Origin of the sequence: Vibrio hangzhouensis (genome assembly GCF_900107935.1) — a bacterium.
Taxonomy (GTDB): Bacteria; Pseudomonadota; Gammaproteobacteria; order Enterobacterales; family Vibrionaceae; genus Vibrio; species Vibrio hangzhouensis.
The window spans coordinates 50,351-74,272 of the sequence record NZ_FNVG01000008.1 but is presented as its reverse complement, the minus strand read 5'-3'; the positions used below and the strand labels follow the sequence as shown (position 1 = coordinate 74,272).

Below are 23,922 nucleotides of genomic sequence, written 5' to 3'. Positions count from 1 at the left end.
TGATCTCTAAGAGGAATTTAAAAATCTCATTTTTGAGAGTAGCCCTTTCCTTTTGATTGATTAAAATCAAGGTTCACCCTGAAAATAGTGGTGTTGAGGAGGGGTAAGTATGATCCAGCAGTCAAAAATAAGAGTGTTTTATCAGATTGCCAACGAGCAAATTATGCTAGGTGAAGCTTTCAGTAAAAAATGCGGTGATATTGCAGCTATGTGGTTAAAGGCGCCTATGGAAGATATCCTGTCTGACGACGGTTTTAGAATCTCACTCTACGATGATGGCGGCCGTCATGTTGCTGACAAACATGTGTCCATGGGGACAGCAGACTCAATCTTATCGACGGATGATTAACCGTTTCTTCTGAATATTTCGGGCTGGTCTTTTAGACCAGCCTTTTCTTTTGTCGTCGATATCTCTTTGTAGGCACAAAGAAAGCAGAAACTGTGATCAGTTTTGTGCTTTTGCTCTAATTTATTTTACGTTTTTTAATCCTGTCTCATACTTTGCGAATGTGAAATGTAAACAGTAAGTTAATCAACGGAATGGACTCCTTTTCAGTACAACAGATCAAATCTCTGATGGATGTCGATGGGCGGCCAAACTGTGGCTATCTCACCTCGATACCCGAATCACTAGACCTCGTCAGTTTTCGTTATTTTTCGTCGATGGATAGACCTAAAAGCGCATTATCTAAGTATCTGGATTATAAACAGTTTCAGTTCGTCAGTTTGTTTACACCTGACTACGTAGTCGGTATTGCGATAGCCGATATCCGTTATTTAGGATCAAGCTTTTGTTATCTGTACGACATTAAAAAAGATGTGCTTAAAGAACACAGTTGGATCCGACCGGGAGGGTTGGGGTATTCACTCACGGCGTCACCCTGGCAGGGAGTGGCTCAGTTTAATGGTGGCCAGATCCAGTTCGAGATAGAAGAAGGAGAGTGGACAGTACGCGCTCGTTGTCCGTCATTCGAACTGGATGCTCGTCTGGGTTTGAACAATCAGGACAGTGCGCCGCTGATGGTATGCTCGCCGACGGGTTATTCAGGTTGGACCTATACTCAGAAACACAATGCATTAGCCGTGACCGGAAGTTTGATTGTTGGCGGGCATTATGTTGATCTCGAAGGATGTCTCGGTGGTTACGATTTTTCGGCTGGCTATATGAGACGTGAAACCAGTTGGCGCTGGGCAAGTATGAGTGCCTTCTCTGACGGGGTGTATATTGGTTTGAATCTGGCTGCGGGGGTGAACGAAACCGGAGTAACCGAGAACGCAATATGGATAAATGGTGAACGGTTTTTATTGTCGGGAGTGATGTTTGACTTTGACCGGCACTCGCCGGAGTCAAATTGGCGGATATATGATTCTGCTGGAAAGCTGGATTTGACGTTTACGCCGCTCAATGTGCGCAAGGAAAAGCTCAATCTGTGGTTGTTAAAGAGCAACTTCAGACAGTTTGTTGGCCATTTTTCTGGGACAATCACCGTCGCGAAAGGGCGTACTTATCATCTATCTCAAGTTATGGGATTAACCGAAGATCACTTCGCTAAGTGGTAAGCTCAACTTTACGGTTTAATGGATTATGATGGAAAGACTGGTTCAAAGCCCGGAGTGGCTGCTCATTGTGTTGGCCCCTTTATTTGTGGTCATGATGATACTGGAATATTGGTTGGGTCAGCGGGCAAACCGACTACCAAGTTCGGCAAGTTACTCGCTCAAAGAGCTACTCTGCAATTTCTCTTTGGCTGGAATGCATCAGCTATCAGATCTGTTGGTCGGCCTCTTTATCGCTAAGCTATATTTGCTTCTTTTTGGCTGGAAACTGTTCGATATAGAAATGTCGCTTTCCATGTTTATCCTACTCATGGTTCTTCAGGATTTCTTTTACTACTGGTTCCATCGAGCCAGCCATCGAATACGTTGGATGTGGGCGGCACATGTAGTGCACCATAGTTCAGAAAATATGAATTTTAGTACTGCATTTCGGCAAAGTCTGATGTATCCACTTGCAGGAATGTGGTTGTTCTGGATACCACTGGTGATCATTGGCTTTGACCCTAAATGGGTGGTATTTGTGGTCTTACTGAACCTGGGTTTGCAGTTCTTTGTGCATACGCAGTGGATCAAGCGGTTAGGGCCACTGGAGTGGGTGATTAATACGCCTTCTCATCATCGCGTTCACCACGGTGTTAATGCTCAGTACATTGATAAAAACTACGCGGGTATTTTGATCATCTGGGACCGAATGTTCGGTACATTCGAGCCAGAAGTGGAGCAAGTCCGCTATGGTATTAGCAAACCGGTCAATAGTTTTAACCCTATAACCGTCACGTTTGCGGAATGGAAGGATATGTTCAGAGACGTCTCAGTTCCTAATCAGTCAATTAAGCAAAAGCTGAAAGTACTGTTTTCGCCACCTTCTGACAGTTAACTCCTGAAGAGTCTCCGCAGAGTGCCTATGGTGTGAAAATCTGGCTCTTTACTTGGTCTGGTGCCCGGTTAACTAATGGTTCATGTTGCTTTATTGACTCAATGCAATGGTAAAAGTGCAAATTAACCCGGATGGCGAGTTTCTTTGTAAGGTAAGTTTGCCACCATAAGCACTGGCTAGAGTACTGGTTATGGATAAACCAAGTCCGACATTCGAACTGCCGGTGTCTCGAGCAGAATCTAAACGGGTGAAGGGCTTGACGACTTCTTGTAGTTTATCGTCTTCAATTCCTACACCAGTATCGCTAACCTCAAAGTGTAGGAACTGGCCTTGCTTTTTGACCTTAAGGGCAATCGTGTTTTGTTCTCCCCCGTACTGTACGGAGTTGTTGACCAGATTTTCAATCATTCGACGTATGCTCAGTGGTGGGATGGACTCGATTAACATTTTTGAATCTTGATAATCGATATGCACGTTCCTATCCGAGTATTCATCGACGACGGTTTGCAGCAAGCTGTTTATGTTTGTGCGTTGTCTGGGTTCTAATTGACTATCATCCTTGGCAAATCTCATTGTGCTGGTGAGCATCTTGTCCATGATGCTTAAGGTTTGTAACATCTGCTGTTTATCGTCACTTTCTTCAATGAACTCCAGCCTCAGCCTAAGGCTTGTCAGCGGGGTCCTGAGATCATGTGAAATAGCGGCGAGGAGTTTGCTTCGCTCCTGGATATAATCCGCTAACTGAGTTTGCATTTCGTTGAAAGCCGTTATCGTAGGTAACAGATCCGCGGGGCCATGGCTTTCGATCGGCGAGACAAGTCGGTTTTGAGCAAATTGACGCGCTGAAACTTCCAAATTTCTTATTGGTGTCAATGCTTTATGAATGATTAAAATGCAACCGCCAACCGTAATAATCATTACACCTACAAGAGACAGGAGAATTCCGGTGGACCAGTGTGTTGTATCTTGCTGGATGCCGGAGGAAAAGTTGAGCCAGGTATCGGTGCCAAGTTTTACCGAACCGTCGATGGTGGCAATGTAACTCATTCTGCTGCTGTGCATCTCCCTCATAGTCATTCCAGTCATCATCGCATCATGCATATCACTCATATTTAGGATAGGGCGCTCGCGTTTGACCAAAGCAAGATGTACCTGCTCAAGGCCGGCCTGATTAAGTCTGCGGATAAGCAGAAGTTCTTCAGAGGAATGGCGGGCAGGTTCGTCCACCTGAGGTCGTCGAGAAATAGAAAGCGACAGGTCGGTGCTTTGACTAGCGTGAATAATCGATGAATGAAGCTCTGTTGGTGTTTGAGCCAGAATATCGGTGACGGAAATGACCCTTTGAATCGCCCCTGAAGATGATAGAAAACTCAGGTTTTCAGATTTCTCCGAAGAAAGAAGGTAAATAGAAAGGAAAAAACTTAATCCAAAGCCCAGTAAAATGACCAGGCCGATTTGATGAATGAGCTTTAGTCCCTGGTACCATCTAGTCATGACTCACCTCACAACTGAACTGGTAACCACCGCCCCAAATAGTTTTGATCAATTTGGGCGCCTTGGGGTTAGCTTCGATTTTTTTTCTTAGCCTGCTAATGAGCGTGTCTACGGCTCTGTCATAGACATCTGCCCCTCGACCTTGAACGAGCTTCAACAGGTCTTCTCTTTTGAGTACAACGTTTGGATGCGTTAGAAAAGCCAACAGTAGTTCAAATTCGGTAGACGTAAGTGTGATTAGAATACCGTCGGGATTGACTAAGTCACGAGTGATGGCATTGAGTGTCCAGCCTGCGAAATGGTAGCGCTCGACAGCTGAGATCTGCTCGGTCACATTTGGAATGGCGAAATGTCGTCTCAGTACAGACTTAATTCGTGCAAGCAGTTCCCTTGGGTTGAAGGGTTTTGCGATGTAGTCATCGGCACCAACCTCTAAACCTATAATGCGGTCAATATCTTCACCCAAGGCCGTTAACATGATAATAGGGATGTTTGAGCCTACACGAAGCTCTTTACATAACGTGATCCCGTCTCTACCAGGTAACATCAAGTCAAGAATGATGAGATCGAAGGGGCTATGGGCCAGTAACTTGTCCATCTCATTTCCGTCTACGGCCACGCTTACCGTAAAACCGTGTTGGCTCAGGAAGCGCTTGAGCAGGTCGCGGATTTCTGCGTGGTCGTCAACGACAAGAATATGGTAGGTGCGTTCCATCCTGATGCCTCTTTACGGTGTCTTATTATTCAATATAACCAGATTGTTAGGAAAAGTGTGGCAAAGTTTGTCAAACCTGACGTCTGTCATCAAATGAAAGAATTAATGGCATTTGTGACACACTTCGATTTGCCGAATCTGCTGTAATTGAATTGAAGAAAACAGAAAGGTGGAGGGATGTATTATGAGAACTTTAACCAGAACTTTAACCATTGTCGCTGCATTACTCCTTTCAGTAGGTGTATTAGCTCATATGGGCGGCGGCTACGCGCAAATGGGTTTTCAGCATCCAATGATGAATGAAGATAATCCGCAGTATCAAGCCATGCTTGAACTTCGGGGAAACCCAGAAGCAATGCAGGCCTGGATGCAAAGTATGCATAACAACCCTGAAGCAATGCAGGCATGGATGGATCAAATGCATGCAAATTATGAGGGTGATGAGTCTGTTGCACGTTTTGGTTGTCATGGACGTTGGCAACCGTTAGATAAACCAGAACAAAGTGAATAGGAGGTGACTATGCATGACTTCTATCACTCGTGGATGATTACAGGAGGTCACACTATGTTCTTATTCTGGATTTTATTCGCGGTTGTGCTGGTATGGTTAGTGTTTGCCTACCGTGACCGGGCAGAGAAACCGGGTGAGACGCCACTGGAGATAGCCCAAAAGCGATACGCTGCAGGGGAAATTAGCCGTACCGAGTTGGACGAGATCAAGCGAAACCTTTAATTAAAAACAGGATTGATAGTCGATCCTGTTTTTGTAAGCATTGCTTTAATCACAGGATGTGAACTTTAGACAAAAAAAACGGCTCCTTAAGAGCCGTTTTAGTATGCCTGAGAGGTTGTCTGTTTATGCGCGCTTTTTAATTTGGTGCGCGATATTGTCGAGCTCAATGTCGGTTTTTGCCCGACAAATACAAGGCAAAATCTCATTTTCCTTTGTATAAGCCATTGCAAACCCTACGTATTCCACCTCTCCTGAAACGAGTGTGCAACGACATGCGCCACAGTGACCGTCCCGGCAGTTATATTCTGGTTCTAACCCGGCTTGTTCCATCGTTTCAAGCACTGTATTTGAAGGGTTAGACTCGATCGAGGTGATAGAGTTTATCTTAATGGTCGGCATTAAAGTTCGAAGCCCTCGAAATCGTCTGCGCTTACTTCGTTGTCAATTTGACCAACAAGGTATGAGCTGATTTCCGCCTCTTGAGGTGCCACCTGAACGTTATCAGACGATAGCCATGCGTTAATCCATGGAATCGGGTTAGATGTTGCTTCAGGGTACGCTGCGTCAAGACCAACAGCCTGCATACGTACGTTAGTGATGTATTCAACGTATTGGCACAGGATGTCTTTGTTCAGGCCGATCATGGAGCCATCTTTGAACAGGTATTCAGCCCACTCTTTCTCTTGCTCCGCCGCTTCTTTAAACAGGTCGAAACATTCTTGCTTGCACTCTTCGGCCACCTGCATGAATGAGAAGTCGTCCTGACCGTTACGAAGCAGGTTGATCATGTGCTGAGTACCGGTAAGGTGCAGCGCTTCATCACGAGCGATTAGCTTGATGATCTTCGCGTTACCTTCCATCAGTTCACGCTCTGCAAATGCGAACGAGCAAGCGAAACTTACGTAGAAACGAATTGCTTCCAGTGCGTTTACTGACATCAGACATAGGTACAGTTTCTTCTTCAGCTCATACAAGTTAACTTTAACTTCTTCGCCGTTGATGTTGTGCGTACCTTCACCAAAGCGGTGGTAGTCGTTAGTCGCTTGAATCAGGTCATCATAGTAGTGTGCAATGTCTTTGGCACGCTTCAGGATGTGCTCGTTTTCAACGATATCGTCAAATACCACGCCTGGGTCATTCACAATGTTGCGAATGATGTGCGTGTATGAGCGAGAGTGGATAGTTTCAGAGAACGACCATGTTTCGATCCAGGTTTCTAATTCAGGCAGAGATACTAGTGGCAGTAACGCTACGTTCGGGCTACGGCCCTGAATAGAGTCGAGAAGCGTTTGGTATTTCAAATTGCTGATGAAAATGTGTTTTTCATGCTCTGGAAGTTTGTTGTAATCGATGCGGTCGCTTGAAACGTCCACTTCTTCCGGACGCCAGAAGAAGGAAAGCTGCTTTTCGATCAGCTTTTCAAAAATCTCAAATTTTTGTTGGTCGTAACGCGCAACGTTTACTGGTTGACCCAGAAACATAGGTTCTTTAAGCGCGTTATTTTTTGTTTGGGTAAAAGTACTGTAAGCCATGATGCTGCAATCCTTTTTAAGCCCCTCCTTCATTAGGAAGGGCAGAGAAATCTAAACTTAAATGCTGTGAAATAAAAGAACGGTTAGGTTCGTTAGATTTTACAGCCGCCGCCTGCGCAATCGTCTTCTTGCTCGACAACAGGTGCTTTATCGCCCTGGTCGTCTTTCGCGCCGTCACGGGTATTATGGTAGTAAAGAGTCTTCACACCAAATTTGTACGCAGTAAGCAGGTCTTGAAGTAGTTTCTTCATCGGTACTTTGCCACTATCGTAGACGCTAGGGTCATAGTTAGTGTTGGCCGAAATCGCCTGGTCAACAAACTTCTGCATGATACCAACAAGGTGCAGGTAACCATCGTTACCGCCAATGTTCCAAAGAAGCTCGTAGTTCTCTTTCAGGTTGATGAAATCTGGCACAACCTGCTTCAGGATACCGTCTTTAGACGCTTTCACTGAAACGTAGCCACGTGGTGGCTCAATGCCGTTGGTTGCGTTAGAGATCTGCGATGATGTCTCTGAAGGCATCAATGCGGTCAGCGTTGAGTTACGTAGACCAAACTCCATGATTTCTGCACGTAGTTCATCCCAGTCGTAGTGGAGCGGTTCGTCACAGACGAGATCGATGTCTTTCTTGTACGTGTCGATTGGCATTAAGCCTTTGGCATAGTTCGTCTCATGGAATGATGGGCAGCGACCTTGCTCTTTTGCTAGCTCAACAGACGCTTTCAGTAGGTAGTACTGAATCGCTTCAAATGTGCGGTGAGTCAGGTTGTTTGCAGAACCGTCCGAGTACTTAACGCCATTCTTCGCTAGGTAGTAAGCGTAGTTGATCACACCCACACCCAGAGTACGACGGTTCATAGTAGAACGGTAAGCCGCAGGCAGTGGGTAGTCTTGATAGTCAAGCAGTGCATCAAGAGCACGAACCACCAGGTCAGACAGATCTTTCAGGTCGTCCAGTTCGTTAATAGCCCCCAGGTTGAATGCAGACAGTGTACATAGTGCAATCTCACCAGATTCGTCTTCCACGTTTTTCAGTGGCTTTGTTGGTAGCGCGATTTCTAGACACAGGTTAGATTGACGAACCGGTGCAACTGTCGAGTCAAATGGGCTGTGAGTGTTACAGTGGTCTACGTTCTGGATGTAGATACGACCTGTAGACGCACGTTCTTGCATTAGCAGTGAGAACAGCTCAACCGCTTTTACCGTCTCTTTCTTGATTGACGGATCGTTCTCGTACTTCACATATAGACGCTCGAATTCTTCCTGGTCTTCGAAGAATGCATCGTATAGACCTGGTACGTCGGATGGTGAGAACAGGGTAATGTTGCCGCCCTGAACAAGACGAGCGTACATTAGTTTGTTGAGCTGAACACCGTAGTCCATGTGACGTACGCGGTTCTCTTCAACACCACGGTTGTTCTTAAGTACCATCAGTGATTGTACTTCGCCGTGCCACATTGGGTAGAACACAGTCGCTGCACCGCCACGAACACCGCCCTGAGAGCAGCACTTAACTGCTGTCTGGAAATATTTGTAGAATGGGATACAACCAGTGTGGAACGCTTCGCCGCCACGGATTTCAGAACCCAAGGCACGGATACGACCAGCATTGATACCGATACCCGCACGTTGTGACACGTAGCGAACGATAGAGCTTGCTGTTGCGTTGATAGAATCGAGGCTGTCACCACACTCGATCAATACGCAAGAGCTGAACTGACGAGTAGGGGTACGTACACCAGACATAATTGGTGTAGGTAGAGAAATCTTAAATGTAGAGGTCGCATCGTAAAAACGCTTGATGTAGTCAAGGCGAGTCGCTTTTGGATACTTAGCGAACAGGCACGCTGCTACCAGAATGTAAAGGAACTGTGCACTCTCGTAAATTTGACCCGATACACGGTTTTGAACGAAGTACTTACCTTCCAGCTGCTTAACTGCCGCGTAAGAGAAGTTATGATCACGAGTGTGGTCAATGTAGCTATCCAGCTCATCAAGCTCTGCTTTTGTGTAATCTTCAAGTAAGTGCGCATCGTATTTGCCCATTTCAACCATTTTACTGACGTGGTCGAACAGTGCAGGTGGCTCGTACTGACCATACGCTTTTTTGCGTAGGTGGAAGATTGCCAGACGTGCAGCCAGATATTGATAATCTGGTGCTTCTTCAGAGATTAGATCCGCCGCTGATTTAATGATGGTTTCGTGAATGTCTGATGTTGTGATGCCATCGTAAAACTGGATGTGAGCCTTCAGCTCAACCTGAGACACGGAAACGTTATTAAGCCCTTCGGCTGCCCATGCGATCACGCGATGGATTTTTTCAAGATCAATACTTTCTTTGCGGCCATTACGCTTGGTAACGGTAAGTTGCTGGTTCATTCTGAGGTGTTCCCTAACAAAACAAGATGAAGTCTCGCTTTTATGAAATTTTGTTGAGTCTTAGCGATGGCTTCGTGATCAATGTCACCCTACAAGTTTTGGCTTCCAACACAATATATAGGGGTCATTCAAACTACGAATTACAAGATAGTGCTATAGGGGTAAATTTTCAAGTTTGGGAAATTGAATGTCTTGTGGATAACTAGGGGAAAGAAAAAAATCAGTTAGTGAACACTTACCATTGAAGATAGAGCTGACTTAGTAGTGAAAATTACGTGCTTGTAGATTGGTTTTCTTTTAATCAAAGCAAAAAAAAATTCCTTGATCTTTCGCAAATTTTGGTTGCTATTGACGAGGTGATTAAATCTGCGAGTTCAGTATACAAAAACAGCGAAAGTGTCTTGTTTTTGTAAACAAATTGTGTCTCAGAATTAACGTATTCGGGGGCTACGTTCACTGATAAAAATGGTGAATGGCTCGCCCCCTTTACAGAGTTACTTAGAGTGACTTTTCGGTGTGGACGATGTAATTGACATCGACCCGGTTGCCTAACTTGTAAGTGTCGGTCAGTGGGTTATAAAGTAAGCCCGTGATGCCTTTCTCGATTAGGTCTGTTGGGTCGACCATTTTAATAAGCTCAGAGGGTTTGATAAATTTGTCGTGGCTGTGTGTGCCATCCGGAACTATCTTGAGCAGTTTTTCTGCGCCGACGATCGCAAACATGTAAGACTGGATATTACGATTGAGTGTCGAGAAGAAAACGTGCCCGCCAGGTTTGACCAATTTAGCGCATGAGTCAATGACCGAGGCAGGGTCTGGGACGTGTTCAAGCATCTCCATACAAGTAACGACGTCATATTTTCCGGCATTGTCAGCAGCATGCTGTTCTACAGTGCTCTGCACGTAGGTGAGTTTAGTGCCAGTCTCTAACGCATGAAGTCTAGCCACTTCAAGGGGCTCTTTACCCATATCTAATCCGGTAACATCAGCGCCTTGTTTGGCCATGCTCTCAGCAAGAATGCCACCACCACAGCCAACGTCCAGAACCGTTTTCCCAAACAGGCCATTGGCTTTTTCCAGTACGTAGTTGAGCCTGAGTGGGTTGATTTGATGCAGTGGTTTGAACTCACCTTCAAGATCCCACCAACGACTGGCCATCTCTTCAAATTTTTTAATTTCGTTTAAGTCGACGTTTTGTTGCTTATCCATATGTGCCAAGTTCTGTGTTCCGAGATTGGCAAGCAGTATACCGCAAATTGCTATTTGGGATATCCAAGAGCGGGTAGAAACATTCCATTTCTATATTAACGCCACAATTTCGTCGATTGATTGGCCGTTTTTTCGCCGCTTTTCAGAGTCATAGATTAGAAATGTGCAAATTCTGGACATTTGATTCCCAACCAAGGTCACAACATGATAAAAGCGAAGGGAAAGTGATGCCGAACGCAGTATTATTGTGTTATATTTTGTCACCTTATACGTATCGAGTATACGATCAAACTATAGAGGGATATTGGCTCTATGAGCGATCTAGCTAAAGAGATCACGCCCGTAAACATTGAAGATGAGCTGAGAGGCTCGTACCTCGACTACGCGATGTCAGTTATCGTGGGTCGTGCTCTTCCAGATGTGCGTGATGGCCTAAAACCAGTTCACCGCCGCGTTTTGTTCGCGATGAATGTACTGGGAAATGATTGGAATAAACCATATAAAAAGTCTGCCCGTGTGGTTGGCGACGTAATCGGTAAATATCACCCTCACGGTGATAGTGCTGTGTACGACACTATTGTTCGTATGGCTCAGCCGTTCTCACTTCGCTACATGTTGGTCGACGGTCAAGGCAACTTCGGTTCCATTGACGGCGATTCAGCGGCGGCAATGCGTTATACCGAAGTGCGCATGGCTAAAATCGCTCATGAGCTGTTGGCAGACCTAGACAAAGAAACCGTTGACTATGTTCCTAACTATGACGGAACAGAGCAAATTCCAGCGGTTCTGCCGACTAAGATTCCAAACCTGCTTGTTAACGGTGCGTCCGGTATCGCAGTAGGTATGGCAACCAACATTCCACCGCATAACCTGAATGAGGTTATCGATGGCTGTTTGGCGTACATCAAGAATGAAGACATCACCATTGATGAGCTCATGGATTATATCCCGGGCCCAGACTTCCCGACAGCGGCACTGATCAGTGGCCGTAAAGGCATCATCGATGCTTACAAGACGGGTCGTGGTAAGGTCTACATGCGTTCTAAAGCAGAGATCGAAGAAGACAAGAATGGTAGAGAAACCATTATTGTCACTGAGATCCCTTATCAGGTGAACAAAGCTCGCCTGATCGAAAAGATTGCTGAGCTAGTTAAAGATAAGAAAGTAGAAGGTATTAGCGCATTACGTGATGAGTCTGATAAAGACGGTATGCGTATCGTTATCGAATGTAAGCGTGATGCGGTAGGTGAAGTGGTTCTAAACAACCTGTACTCACAAACTCAGCTGCAAACGACATTCGGCATCAACATGGTTGCCCTGAATAATGGTCAGCCACAGCTGTTCAACCTTAAGGACATGCTGAAGTGCTTCGTTGATCACCGCCGTGAGGTTGTGACTCGTCGTACTATCTTCGAACTTCGTAAAGCAAGAGACCGTGCTCACATCCTCGAAGCATTGTCATTGGCCCTAGCGAATATCGATGAAGTTATAGAACTTATCAAGAACGCGCCAACACCAGCCGAAGCGAAAGTGGGTCTGGTTTCTCGCGGCTGGGAACTAGGTAGCGTTGCATCTATGCTAGAGCGTGCTGGTACCGATGCAGCTCGTCCGGATTGGCTGGAAGACCAATACGGTATCCGTGACGGTCTGTACTACCTGACTGAGCAACAAGCTCAAGCGATTCTAGAACTTCGCCTACACCGTCTAACTGGTCTAGAGCATGAGAAGATCCTAGAAGAGTACAAAGCACTTCTAGAAGAAATTGCAGAATTAATGCACATCCTTGCAAGCACAGAGCGCTTGATGGAAGTGATCACCGAGGAACTTGAAGAGGCTCAGGCTACTTACGGTGATGAGCGTCGCAGTGAAATTACCGCGGCAGTTCACGATATTGATATGGAAGAGCTGATCGCTCGTGAAGACGTAGTAGTGACTCTGTCTCACGAAGGTTATGTTAAGTATCAAATCCTGAGCGACTACGAAGCCCAGCGCCGTGGTGGTAAAGGTAAGAGTGCCACTAAGATGAAGGATGAGGATTACATCGAGCGTCTGCTTGTTGCTAATACTCACGATAATATCTTGTGCTTCTCTACGCGCGGTAAGACTTACCGTCTGAAAGTATATCAATTGCCACTAGCAAGTCGTACCGCTCGTGGTAAGCCTATCGTTAACATTCTTCCTCTGGAAGAAGGTGAGCGTATTACGGCGATTCTACCAGTCAGTGAATTCAGCCCAGAGAAATTCATCTTTATGGCAACTGGTGACGGTACCGTTAAGAAGACTTCTCTAGATCAGTTCTCTAACGTTCGTTCAAACGGCCTGATTGCTGTGAACCTGCGTGATGACGACTCGTTAATCGGTGTTGATATCACAGATGGTCAAAGCGACATCATGCTGTTCTCCAAAGCGGGTAAAGTAGTTCGCTTTAGTGAAGACAAAGTACGTGCTATGGGCCGTACCGCGGCAGGCGTTCGTGGAATGAAACTGGCTGATGACGACCAGGTAGTGTCTCTGATTGTTCCTTCCAATGAAGGTGACGTTCTGACCGTGACTCAAAACGGTTATGGTAAGCGTACAGAACTTGCAGAGTATCCAACAAAAGGTCGAGCAACACAGGGTGTTGTTTCTATTAAAGTTTCTGAACGAAACGGTCCTGTCGTTGGTGCAATCCAAGTTGAGGAAGGCGACGAAATGATGATGATCACTGACGCAGGTACGCTGGTTCGTACTCGTGTTGCTGAGGTGAGTCAGGTTGGTCGTAATACTCAAGGTGTGACGCTAATCCGCACTGCATCAGATGAGTCGGTAGTCGGCTTGCAACGTATTGATGAAGTGGAAGAGTTGGAAGCGGTTGAAGGTGAAGAGGGTACAGAAGGCGCGGTAGCAGATGCTGCAGCAACAGATGCTCCTGAAGCACCAGCAGCGGATGACGCTTCTGAAGAGTAATCAAATACTCGAATAATAGAAAACCTGCCTTTTGAGGCAGGTTTTTTTGTCCTCAAAATGAGCGATGATCGCTCGTTACCATCCCGCTTTTTCTATCTATGCATATAGGCTATTTGCAGTCATTCTCAGTTCTAAGACGAATAACGACGTCCTGAGTACTTTGAGGCTTAAAAATATGCACTAGTCATCTGATTTTATTGAGCTTTAACAATCAATTATCAAATAGACTTGAGTCACAGAATTGTTAGTCAGCACATTGAATATAACATGGTTGCTGTGCAATTGATTACTCTAAGAAAATGTTGTTCTATTTGCTTAGCTATAGTTTTCTTGGCTTAAAAAAAAACGTCAAGGAAGGCTTATTATGTTACGGCGAATATTCTCTGCTCTATTAGTGTGGGCGGTCTCCGCGTCCAGTTATGCGATTGTGTATGGTGATGAGGTCGAGCAACTTGAATTCGATGCTGACTATAGTTACATGGTTTCTGTCAGGGCCTCTTTTGAAGCGGAAGATCATAAGTGTGGTGGTGTTGTACTCAATGAACGTTGGATTCTGACTGCTGCTCACTGTCTAATTAACTCTTCCACCAGTTTAGAGGGAGAACCTAATAATCAAGAAAGTTTCACGACATATGAGGTTGTGAAGCCGAAGGAGATTTCGGTAACAGTAGGAACCGCTGACCTTGCCGCCGTTGGTTTCTCAAACATATATAATATCACCCACATTGTAATTCACCCACAGTACGACCCGCTCCATTCCGTAGAAACGGATGAAGCTGGTAATGTTACGGTCACAACGGCATTTCAACATGATCTAGCGCTATTGTATTCAGAGCGTGATCTCCCAGAAGTTGCCGTTGATATTTTACCTAACGACGAAGACTACGCTGCATTACAGCTGCTAGAGCAGGAATGGGATGATGCAAACCCACCATTTAATTTGACGGTAGCGGGGTGGGGAACTGGTGGCGACACCACTCTTAACGAAACCAGTGTTGCTTACATTTCTAATGAGCTGTGTTACCAACGACTAGAGTCGGCAGAAGACTATCCAAGGTACATTGCCTCTCCAGACGACCCGACGAAAATATGTACCTTACCAACAACGGTAGAGACTATTGGAGATCAAATATGGGGCAATGGTGCCTGTATTGGCGACACGGGTGGGCCACTTGTGAAAGATGGGGTATTGGTTGGAATCATTAGTGCGAGTCCAATTATTTACGACGTGTGCAGTTCGGTTACTCTGCCAACTTGGTACAGTAACGTACACCACTATTTAGATTGGTTAAATGTTCATAAAAATATGGAAGAGCCGCCGGAAAAGGTAATCAGCTTACCTGATTTTCTTGTAGAGAAAAGCGTATCAGAAATGGAAGAAGAATACCCTTATGTTGTCTCCATTCGTGCATCATTTGAAGCTGAGCAACATAAATGTAGTGGTATGATTCTAAGCAAAAGGTGGATTTTAACGGCAGCCCACTGTTTGGTTCAGTCTGGCACTAGTCTTGAAGGTGACCCTGGCAATCCGGAGAGCTTCACTCAATTTGAGGTGGTAAAACCAAAAGAGATCGCGGTAACAGCAGGGACTGCCGACCTGGCCGCTGCAAAATTATCAAACGTTTATAACATTACTCATATCGTGATTCACCCGCAGTACGACCCAATCCATTCTGTGGAGGTGGACGAATTTGGTGACACCGTAGTCACGACGGCATTTCAAAATGACTTGGCACTGCTGTACTCTGAGCGGGATCTGCCAGACACCATAGCGCCTTTAATCAACGACTCCACGTTACATGCTGAGTTGTTGCAGTTAGATCTGCAGTGGGATCCAGCAAACCCTGTCGCCAACCTTCAAGTAGCAGGCTGGAGGATTAATGGGCAGGAAGACACTATTCTTAAAGAAACGGGTGTTGCTTACATTTCAAATGAGCTGTGTTATCAGCGACTGGAAACCGCAGAAAAATATCCGAGGTATATTGCCTCTCCAGACGATCCGATGAAGATATGTTCTCTGCCAACCATTTCAGAAACCAATGGTGGCGATACCATAGTGGGAAACGGAGCTTGTACAGGAGATACTGGCGGTCCTCTTGTTAAAGATGGAGTCGTAGTTGGTGTAATGAGCGCCAGCCCACTTATAGACAGGATTTGCAGTTCGGTGACGTTACCAACGTGGTATAGCGATGTGTATTACTATCTCGATTGGTTGAAGTCATATTTTGACTCTGAGGAGGCCCCAGACGTGGTAATAAGCTTCCCCGAATTTCTCTTACAGCAAAGTAACCCAGTAGGGGAAGAAGAAGGAGTCACTGATGAAGAAATCACAGAAGAGGTAATAGGCGACACATGCGATACTCCTGCTACTGTTACGATAGGCGGCAGTACGGCCGAGGTTGGTTGCTATAGTGATAGCAGTGGGGGAAGTCTGAGCCTATTTTGGATTTTGGGATTGTTAATGTCTTCGGTATTGCGAAGGCGAGATTTCCAGCTGGAAGAGTGAATTAATAAGAGCCAGGCCATTAACAGCCTGGCTTTTTAATGGTTGATATCCGCCATAATCAGGCTCAACAATCTGCTCGGGTCTTTATAGTCGATCGGAATATCAATCAAGCGGTCTTGCGTTTGCAAAATCAGTGACGGAAAGCTGTTACCACCAATAGATCGCGCGAAGGCAATTTCGTTGTTTAGATACTCATTTGTTGCCTCTGACAGAAGATCGGTCTCGAATTGCACACCGTTGAGACCGATAGACTGAGCCACATCCACTAACACAGCATTGTCACTTGGGTTCTTCGCTTCCAGATAGTACGCTCGCTGAATAGCATGGTACATGTTTTTCTCTGCACCTTGATTACGGGCGGCAATGATGGCTCGACAGGCTGGGTAGGTAGACCGCCTGGGCGTATTTTGCGACCAGAAGTCATAGTTAAATTCGGTCCCCAGATAATCTGCAATTTTACGCCAGTAGCTGGCAATTTGTTGCTGCATCTCAAGTGGCATTGGGACATCAGAATCCGGGGCGAGGCCGCCCAAAACGTAATGAATGTCGACCTGATCTTTTAGCTGTGTTTTCACTGCCTGCCAGGTGGGCCGAAATCCCCAGCACCAGGAGCACATAGGGTCATAAACGTAGTAAAGGCGTGGCTTAGAGATGCTCAAAGAGGGTGTCCTTACTGGGTGTATAGAAAAATGGCCTTCTGTGAGAAAGCCATTGAGTTATTTATTGTGTCAGCGCTTGTTCTTGAATGACAGAGTTATAGCGCTCAAAACCTGCTTTCAGATCATCAATCAGATCATCAACACTTTCTAGTCCAATGTGCAGACGAATCAAAGTGCCAGTGAAGTTAGGATTGGCAACCGTTCGCAGTGATTTAAAGCTTTTTGGCTCGTTGGCCAGAATCAAACTCTCAAATCCACCCCAAGAGTAGCCCATACTGAAATGCTTCATACCATCCAGTAACGCTGTTGTCGCTTTAGGGCAACTCGTTTTCAAGATAAATGAAAACAGGCCATTACCTCCGGTAAAGTCACGGTGGAAATACTCGCTGCCCGGACAGGTCGCCAACGCCGGATGACGCACGTGGTCGACTTCCGGGCGTGAAGCGAGCCACTCAGCCACTTTGAGGCTGTTTTCCGCGTGTTGACGCAATCGTACGTCAAGAGTTCTAATACCACGTAAACCGAGGTATGCGTCGTCAGGAGAGACGCACTGACCCATCAGGTAGCTTTGTTCACGCAATTGGTCCCAGTATTTCTCATGGGTAACTGCGGTGCCGAGCATCACATCTGAATGGCCGACAATGTATTTCGTCGCCGCCTGTATTGAGATATCTACGCCATGCTCAAACGGTGAGAAATTGACGCCTGCTCCCCAGGTATTGTCCAGCATTACAATCACGTCATGTTCGTGAGCAATCTTTGCCATACCGGGCACATCTTGCACTTCCATCGTAATTGACCCTGGAGATTCCAAAAATAGAATCTTGGTATTGGGTTGGATTAACTCACGAATGCCTTCACCAATCATCGGGTCGTAGTAAGTGGTTTCTACTCCCATCTTTTTCATGATGCTATCGCAAAAATCGCGGGTTGGTTCATAACAGGTATCGACCATCAGGATATGGTCGCCAGTTTCGACAAAAGACAGAATGGCATTAGAAATGGCTGCGGTACCGCATGGGTAGAGTGCACAACCCGTTCCACCTTCAATTTCGGTCATGGCATCCTGAAATGCAAAGTGAGTGTTGGTACCACGGCGTCCATAGAACAAAGTCTTATTTGCGCGGTTGATGGTGGCGTGGTTTTTTTCGGCAACGGTATCAAAAACGATGGTTGAGGCGCGCTGAACGGGTGGGTTTACCACACCGTTTGTCCATTTCTTATCACGGCCTGCAGTGACAAATTTAGTGGTTTTGCTCTCTGACATTTAGAATCCCTGTCTGAACCTACAGCAACAAGTGTGCATAGGAGAGTAGTTATTGTTATTAGCAATAAACCACGAAGGCTAAAGAGTTTCAAGTCTTTAGCCTTCGTAAGGAACAACTGCTAATAAAACAACCGAAGGTCAGAGCAGTGGGTTGAACAGGTAAAATAGTCGCTCAAAGAATCGGTGATAGATGCTTCTGTGTTTCCAAACTTCGTAATCAACCAAATCGGAACGACGGATATAGCTTGTCTGCAACTGATGCATCTCGTTGGTAAATTCTGGGTCTTCTACCGCCAGTGTTACTTCGAAGTTGAGCCACAGGCTTCGCATATCCATATTGACGGTGCCGACCAGACAGAATAACTCATCGATGACAACAGACTTGGTATGTAACAAGCCGCCATCGAATTCGTAGATTTTCACGCCTGATGAGAGCAGGTCTGTATAGAAGGCACGTGATGCCCACTTTACCATCATGGAATCATTGCGCTTGGGAATGATCAGCTCGACGTTAACACCGCGTTGGGCGGTAGTCTTAATCACTTCCAGTAGATCCGCGCTGGGTACAAAATACGGTGTAGTGATTCGGACAGATTGCTCTGCCTGGTGCATTGCCAACGTCAGTACTTGCCCGATCAACTGGTCTGGCATACCGGGACCTGACGGAACCACTTGGATAGGTTTCGAATCTTCGGAGATCTCAATTTGACACTCCGGTTGCTGTGGTAGTTGCCGATCTCCAGTTTCGACTTCCCAGTCCCAACAGTGAATCGCCGATAAGACGTTGACCGTCGGTCCCTGAACACGCGCCATGATATCAATCCACTGGCCGACTCCAGAACTTTGCTTGAAATAAGCCGGGTCTACCATATTCATTGAACCGGTATAGCCAATTTCGTCATCGATAACGATGATTTTTCTGTGCTGACGTAGGTCTAGTCTGCGAAGGAAGATACGCCACGGCGACACTTCCAGTCCTTCCACCAGTTCGATGCCTGCGTCGCGCATCATCTTAGCCCAGTGGCTTTTAAAGAAGGTCGGGCTACCTGCGGAATCGAGAAGAACTTTAACCTCGACTCCGCGTTTGGACGCCTGAATCAAGGCTGCCGCTACTGAGTCTGCAAGACCGCCTGGGTGCCATATATAGAACACCATACGAATGCTGACTTTTGCCTGTTCGATGTCTTTGATGACAGACCGTAAAATTTCTTCAGGGGTGGTTTGCAGCTGGAGGCTGTTGCCACACAATGCAGGTATCCCCATTCGGTTGTTACACAGGTTGTCTATTTTTGAAATATGGGTGCCGAGGCCGTCAGTAACATGGGCATTGCAGTCGTTAAGTTGATAAAACCAATCACCGAAAGGATGGAACATTTCCTTGGCACGCTCGGCTCTCTTTCTTCCTAAGTTGAGTTCTCCAAACATGAAATAGCAGATTACACCTACTACCGGAAGGATATATATGATCATCAACCAGGCCAGCGATACGCTGACAGCGCGTCGCTTTAAAACAACCCTTAAGGTTACACCCGCAACAAGAACCCAATAGAGTCCAATACCGGCGAGTGTAAGAAAGTGATATACCTTGTCCATTTTTCCTCGATAGAAAGATGCATTTTCAGCTTATTTCAAATAATAAGCTCAGAATCAAGTATTTGGAATAGTTAACAGACTGTCAAATACAACCTGTTACAGAAGCGATAAATAATCATAAACACAGCAAATGTTCAGTTTTAGCCACAGAGCGAGTAACTGCCACTTTTTGGTATGAACCAGTGTTTAAAAGCGATGTAACGAATATTACGGTGGGAAAGTAACCGACCTATCGCAGAATTTGCACAAAAACGCATCGGTCAGAAGTTTGGGGGCTTCCAATTTTAAATTTAAATTGTTCTACTTGCCAGATGAGGTTGTTATTCTTGTAAAGCCTGAGCTGTAAATAAAATTATACATCCAGCACTCTTAATTCCTCAATCACATCGCACAAGGAAAGACGGTCATTCATCAATGACTGTGTTGTGCCGATCGCTCTACTTCACGGAAAGCAATTGCAATAAGGTCTTGAAAGACTCAACTGGTAACATATATGGCTAGCTCCGATAGAGGACAATTCACTTCTCGCTTTGGATTTCTTATGGCAGCGGCGGGTTCCGCCGTTGGTTTGGGTAATGTCTGGGGATTTCCTACCCAGACTGCGAGTAACGGCGGTGCCGCTTTTCTTCTGATCTATTTATTAATGATGGCATTGCTGGCTTTTCCGATGCTGGTGGCAGAGCTAACGATTGGTCGATATGGGCAATCTAACCCGATAGCATCTTTACGGAAAATCTGGGTTAAAAACCGCTTGTTGGCGACGATTCTGGGTAGTACGGCAATGCTGACCGCATCAATGATATTGAGCTTTTACGCCATTTTGGCTGGTTGGTTAATTGGCTTTGCATTGGCACCTGTACTGGCGCTGGTTGGGTTGGATTCGATCGCCAATTGGCTGACGACTTTTGGTACTGGCCGCAACGTCCTGCTCACTGTGTGCTTTATGATGATGACGGTATTTGTTGTTCGCCGCGGGGTGTCCGATGGCATCGAAAAGTGGTCTTCCCGGTTGATGCCGGTTCTGTTTGTTCTGTTTCTCATACTGATCGCTTATATCTTTACTCAGGAAGGTGCCACTCTGGGCTTAGAGATGTACTTGATCCCGGATTGGAGTCACGTTAATGGCGGGTTGGTTGTCAATGCAATGGGGCAGGCTTTCTTCTCTTTATCACTTGGCGTTGGTGCGATGATGGTTTATGGCTCTTACCTCGGTAAAGATGTCAACATTGCTAAAACTGCGGGACAGGTAGCGGTTATTGATACAGGCGTCGCTTTTTTTGCTGGGTTGCTGATTCTGCCAGCGATGTTTGTGGCCAAAAATAACGGAGTGCAAATCTTCAATGAAGTCGGCGAGCTAATTAGCTCAGGAAATCTAGTGTTTGTTGTTTTGCCAAGCTTGTTTCAATCCATGGGTATGGTTGGGGAGGTCGTAGGAGTCGCTTTCTTTGTATTGATGGTGATTGCAGCGCTGACTTCTTCGATTGCAATGCTGGAGGTGCCGGTATCTTGCCTTCAGGAAGAAACTCAGATCCAACGAGACAAGGCCGCTCTAGTACTCGGCGGGCTGATATTGTTATTGAGTGCCGTAATTGCTGCGAACTTTGAATCTCTGTTTGACTGGGTAGCGACAGCATCGACTTTGTACATGCAGCCACTCCTTGGTATGTGTTGGGCGGTTGTTTTAGGCTGGGTCTGGAGCCGAAAGGCGTTGCTGGACGAAATCAAACAGGGCAACCCTGAAATCGAGACATCGTTGTTCTGGCGCATCTGGCCGTGGTATGTGAAATTTGTCTGTCCAGTGGCGATATTAATGGTCTTTGTTTATCCATTTGTATAATCAAACGCAACAAAAGCTGCTCAAAGAGCAGCTTTTGTGTATTATCGCAGCCAGTTTTTTAATAACAGTCGAAACCAGTTATGTTCGATATTCTGTTTGAAAATAATGAATTTGTTGTGATCAACAAGCATCCCGAAGTCAGTGTTCACAAAGATGATGGTGATTCTATGTTGGTGGCAGAGGTAGCGAACGAGGTGAACGTCGGGTCACTGTATCTGGTTCACCGTCTCGATAAGATGACATCTGGCCTGTTGATTCTTGCCAAACGTTCTGACGTTGCGGCAGAGTTTTCAACGCTGTTCGAGCAAAGAGAGATAGAGAAATACTATCTGGCGATAGGCAGTAAGAAGCCAAAGAAAAAACAAGGGACGATTTCCGGGGATATGGAGCGTTCAAGGCGAGCTTCATGGAAATTGATGAGCTCTAAAGCTAACCCTGCAGTTACTCAGTTTTTCTCAACAGCTGGCGATGAAGGTGAGCGAGTCTTTATTTGTAAACCGCTAACGGGAAAAACGCATCAAATACGAGTGGCGTTAAAATCAGTAGGGTCACCGATTTCGGGGGACCCGATTTACAACACTTCAAGTGAGGCGGATAGGGGCTACTTACACGCGTTTGCGCTTCGCTTTAATCTACGCGGTCAGGACTTTCAGTTTCGATGTGATCCCCGAGAGTATGACCTAGGCGAAAAGTGGCATTCAAATACAGTATCGACAACGATCGAACAGTGGTCTTCACCTTGGGAGTTAACATGGCCGAAAAAATAAACCAGGAAGCTTATCAGTCTGAGTCTATGCAAGAGAGCCAGCTGCCGGTGTTTTTTACTGAACTGACCAAACAACTAGGCTCGGCACCGACGGAAGTACGCAGGTTATTTCATGGGCGTGGTAAGTGTTGGCCCGGATTGGAGCAATTGACCTGTGACTGGGCGGCTAACCAACTGTTGGTAAACCTATTTAAACCAGTCAGTGAGACGTTTCTGAGTCAGTTGAAGACGGGTCTGATGGCCATTTCAGACACATTGATTTGGCAGCAGCTTGAAGGCAAGTCAATCGCCATTCAACACCGCTACAGCGACGGTGCGCCAACCGAAGTTTTATGGGGTGAATTGATCACCAACCCTGTTGTTGAGGAACTGGGGTGCAAGTATCAACTGGATATTGGTCGAAATCAGAATTTCGGTCTGTTTCTTGATATGAGAAATGGCAGAGAGTGGGTCAAAACACATGCAAACGGAAAGCGTGTACTGAATCTGTTTGCTTACACTTGTGGATTTTCGGTCGCCGCTATTTCTGGTGGAGCAGAGCATGTTGTCAATGTCGATATGGCTCGCGCATCTCTGAACAAGGGACGTGATAACCATCGCCTCAACGACCATGACACCAGTAAAGTGACTTTTTTGGCTCATGATATTTTTAAGTCATGGGGCAAAATCAAGAAGTATGGTCCCTATGACATCGTGGTGATCGATCCTCCCTCATTTCAAAAAGGCAGTTTTGCGCTGACCAAAGATTATAAGAAGATCTTGCGTCGACTGTGTGAACTTATGACCGAAGACGGACAGGTGATGGCGTGTGTGAATTCTCCGAGTGTTACCCCGAATTTTTTGGTGGACAGCATGAGTGAAGAAGCGCCCCAGCTAGAGTTTATTGAACGAATTTCTAATCCGCCTGAGTTTGCCGATGAAGATGAGCAAGCCAGCTTAAAGGTTTTATTATTCAAATGAAAAAAACGGCACCAGAGTGCCGTTTTTGTTTTGAACTTTGAGGAATTAGTTCATCCAGTCTTTAAGTTCGAACGTCAACGTATGTTCTGCGCCTTTTAGGACAAGACCATCTTTCGTTACGGTGATGTCACTCCAGTCTGACAATGTCTTGGACATAGTTTGTTCGATGTCCATAGCGTTGTCGTTACACATCTTCATGGTCATGCCCATCTTTTCGATACGGAACTGGCCATCTTTTAGCTCGCCCTGGCCAAAGAAGTTGTTACAACCAGCGTTACCATTCGCGGTCATCTTCTCACCGATTTCCAGACGAGGTGCTTGGCTCTGCTCATCGACCTGAATTGGGTTGCCATCGATCTGAACTAAATTCCAGTTATGATGTTGAAGATCCTGAGCCGTTACTGCCTTCATTGCTTCCTCTTTCGTGTCGTTTGCTGTACAAGCCGTCATAAGTACCGGAAGGGCAACAGCCGCTAGTAACTTCTTAGAAAAAATCTTCATATTATTTGCTCCAACTGAATGAAATTATTGACAAGGCTAACTAATAAAACAGTGTTTTTTGTCAGCGCTAGGTTATCTTTAGTATATACTCAAGTAACCTCAAGATGCTTGTTCAGCGAGAATTACTTGGCTTCTAGGCGCGGCGGTGATTTGAAGTTCTAGTGGCTCTAAATCGAAAATCGCTAACAAAGCATAGAAGCCAAGTAAACTCGCCCTTTGGGAGCTCATCAAGGTGCACATTTCTGCGTCAAATAGCTTTGAAAGGGAATAGCCATTCCTTCAACTATTTTCCTTGAACTGAACACCTTGATGAAGCTCTGAGTCCTGCATCTTGAGGTCACTTGAGTATAGTGGTATTTCAACCGATCAATTGTAAACCGTTGCGTCTC

General features: G+C 45.8%; 20 protein-coding genes. 10 read left to right on the top strand and 10 right to left on the bottom strand.

Annotated features, from left to right (window positions below; translation table 11 throughout):
* Positions 1 to 109: 109 nt before the first annotated feature.
* From C4S60_RS09980 to C4S60_RS09970, 3 genes are all read left to right on the top strand, one after another.
* Entirely contained in the window at positions 110 to 349 is a 240-nt protein-coding gene (locus C4S60_RS09980; protein WP_103880202.1) for a 30S ribosomal protein S6 modification protein, read from the top strand.
* Between the two features lie 191 nt (positions 350 to 540).
* Entirely contained in the window at positions 541 to 1,560 is a 1,020-nt protein-coding gene (locus C4S60_RS09975) for a DUF2804 domain-containing protein (protein ID WP_103880201.1), read from the top strand.
* Between the two features lie 25 nt (positions 1,561 to 1,585).
* Positions 1,586 to 2,434: a sterol desaturase family protein gene (locus C4S60_RS09970; RefSeq protein WP_425275117.1), complete on the top strand. Its 849-nt coding sequence runs from the start codon at positions 1,586 to 1,588 to the stop codon at positions 2,432 to 2,434.
* Positions 2,435 to 2,524: 90 nt separating this feature from the next.
* On the opposite strand, the gene C4S60_RS09965 is transcribed toward C4S60_RS09970, so the two are convergent.
* Both C4S60_RS09965 and C4S60_RS09960 read right to left on the bottom strand, forming a co-directional pair.
* Positions 2,525 to 3,928: a HAMP domain-containing sensor histidine kinase gene (locus tag C4S60_RS09965; protein WP_103880199.1), complete on the bottom strand. Its 1,404-nt coding sequence runs from the start codon at positions 3,926 to 3,928 to the stop codon at positions 2,525 to 2,527.
* The gene (locus C4S60_RS09960; protein WP_103880198.1) at positions 3,921 to 4,643 is read right to left on the bottom strand and encodes a response regulator; all 723 of its coding nucleotides are present in this window, start codon (positions 4,641 to 4,643) and stop codon (positions 3,921 to 3,923) included. The genes C4S60_RS09965 and C4S60_RS09960 overlap by 8 nt, the downstream gene beginning before the upstream one ends.
* 184 nt (positions 4,644 to 4,827) lie before the next feature.
* On the opposite strand from C4S60_RS09960, the gene C4S60_RS09955 reads away from it, so the two are divergent.
* Together C4S60_RS09955 and C4S60_RS09950 are read left to right on the top strand one after the other, a co-directional pair.
* Entirely contained in the window at positions 4,828 to 5,154 is a 327-nt protein-coding gene (locus C4S60_RS09955; RefSeq protein WP_103880197.1) for a hypothetical protein, read from the top strand.
* A gap of 9 nt (positions 5,155 to 5,163) precedes the next feature.
* The gene (locus tag C4S60_RS09950; protein WP_103880196.1) at positions 5,164 to 5,376 is read left to right on the top strand and encodes an SHOCT domain-containing protein; all 213 of its coding nucleotides are present in this window, start codon (positions 5,164 to 5,166) and stop codon (positions 5,374 to 5,376) included.
* 123 nt (positions 5,377 to 5,499) lie between these two features.
* Here C4S60_RS09950 and yfaE read toward each other — a convergent pair whose 3' ends face one another.
* From yfaE to ubiG, 4 genes are all read right to left on the bottom strand, one after another.
* Positions 5,500 to 5,775, bottom strand: coding sequence for a class I ribonucleotide reductase maintenance protein YfaE (yfaE, locus tag C4S60_RS09945; RefSeq protein WP_103880195.1), 276 nt, complete (start codon positions 5,773 to 5,775; stop codon positions 5,500 to 5,502).
* Complete coding sequence (gene nrdB, locus C4S60_RS09940) at positions 5,775 to 6,908, bottom strand: class Ia ribonucleoside-diphosphate reductase subunit beta (protein WP_103880194.1); 1,134 nt, start codon at positions 6,906 to 6,908, stop codon at positions 5,775 to 5,777. The genes yfaE and nrdB overlap by 1 nt, the downstream gene beginning before the upstream one ends.
* A 92-nt stretch (positions 6,909 to 7,000) precedes the next feature.
* Positions 7,001 to 9,289, bottom strand: coding sequence for a class 1a ribonucleoside-diphosphate reductase subunit alpha (nrdA, locus tag C4S60_RS09935; RefSeq protein WP_103880193.1), 2,289 nt, complete (start codon positions 9,287 to 9,289; stop codon positions 7,001 to 7,003).
* 498 nt (positions 9,290 to 9,787) lie between these two features.
* Positions 9,788 to 10,498 (bottom strand): bifunctional 2-polyprenyl-6-hydroxyphenol methylase/3-demethylubiquinol 3-O-methyltransferase UbiG, encoded by a 711-nt coding sequence (ubiG, locus tag C4S60_RS09930; RefSeq protein ID WP_103880192.1) that lies wholly within the window; start codon positions 10,496 to 10,498, stop codon positions 9,788 to 9,790.
* A 312-nt stretch (positions 10,499 to 10,810) separates the two neighbouring features.
* On the opposite strand from ubiG, the gene gyrA reads away from it, so the two are divergent.
* Positions 10,811 to 13,444: a DNA topoisomerase (ATP-hydrolyzing) subunit A gene (gyrA, locus tag C4S60_RS09925; protein WP_103880191.1), complete on the top strand. Its 2,634-nt coding sequence runs from the start codon at positions 10,811 to 10,813 to the stop codon at positions 13,442 to 13,444.
* A gap of 364 nt (positions 13,445 to 13,808) precedes the next feature.
* On the top strand, positions 13,809 to 15,950 hold the full coding sequence (locus tag C4S60_RS09920; protein ID WP_103880190.1) for a S1 family peptidase: 2,142 nt from the start codon (positions 13,809 to 13,811) through the stop codon (positions 15,948 to 15,950).
* A gap of 35 nt (positions 15,951 to 15,985) precedes the next feature.
* Here the strand turns inward: C4S60_RS09920 and C4S60_RS09915 are convergent, their stop codons facing one another.
* The 3 genes from C4S60_RS09915 to cls form a co-directional block, all read right to left on the bottom strand.
* On the bottom strand, positions 15,986 to 16,609 hold the full coding sequence (locus C4S60_RS09915) for a DsbA family protein (protein WP_103880189.1): 624 nt from the start codon (positions 16,607 to 16,609) through the stop codon (positions 15,986 to 15,988).
* Between the two features lie 61 nt (positions 16,610 to 16,670).
* Positions 16,671 to 17,876, bottom strand: a complete 1,206-nt coding sequence (locus tag C4S60_RS09910; protein WP_103880188.1) for a cystathionine beta-lyase — start codon at positions 17,874 to 17,876, stop codon at positions 16,671 to 16,673.
* 138 nt (positions 17,877 to 18,014) lie between these two features.
* The gene (gene cls, locus C4S60_RS09905) at positions 18,015 to 19,469 is read right to left on the bottom strand and encodes a cardiolipin synthase (protein ID WP_103880187.1); all 1,455 of its coding nucleotides are present in this window, start codon (positions 19,467 to 19,469) and stop codon (positions 18,015 to 18,017) included.
* 493 nt (positions 19,470 to 19,962) lie between these two features.
* Between cls and C4S60_RS09900 the strand changes: the two genes are divergently transcribed.
* From C4S60_RS09900 to C4S60_RS09890, 3 genes are all read left to right on the top strand, one after another.
* Positions 19,963 to 21,306, top strand: a complete 1,344-nt coding sequence (locus C4S60_RS09900; protein ID WP_103880186.1) for a sodium-dependent transporter — start codon at positions 19,963 to 19,965, stop codon at positions 21,304 to 21,306.
* A gap of 80 nt (positions 21,307 to 21,386) precedes the next feature.
* Complete coding sequence (locus tag C4S60_RS09895; RefSeq protein WP_103880185.1) at positions 21,387 to 22,073, top strand: TIGR01621 family pseudouridine synthase; 687 nt, start codon at positions 21,387 to 21,389, stop codon at positions 22,071 to 22,073.
* A gap of 26 nt (positions 22,074 to 22,099) precedes the next feature.
* A complete protein-coding gene (locus C4S60_RS09890) occupies positions 22,100 to 23,032 on the top strand; it encodes a class I SAM-dependent methyltransferase (RefSeq protein WP_103880305.1) in 933 nt (310 codons plus the stop codon).
* Between the two features lie 45 nt (positions 23,033 to 23,077).
* Here the strand turns inward: C4S60_RS09890 and C4S60_RS09885 are convergent, their stop codons facing one another.
* A complete protein-coding gene (locus C4S60_RS09885) occupies positions 23,078 to 23,533 on the bottom strand; it encodes an META domain-containing protein (protein WP_103880184.1) in 456 nt (151 codons plus the stop codon).
* Positions 23,534 to 23,922: the final 389 nt, after the last annotated feature.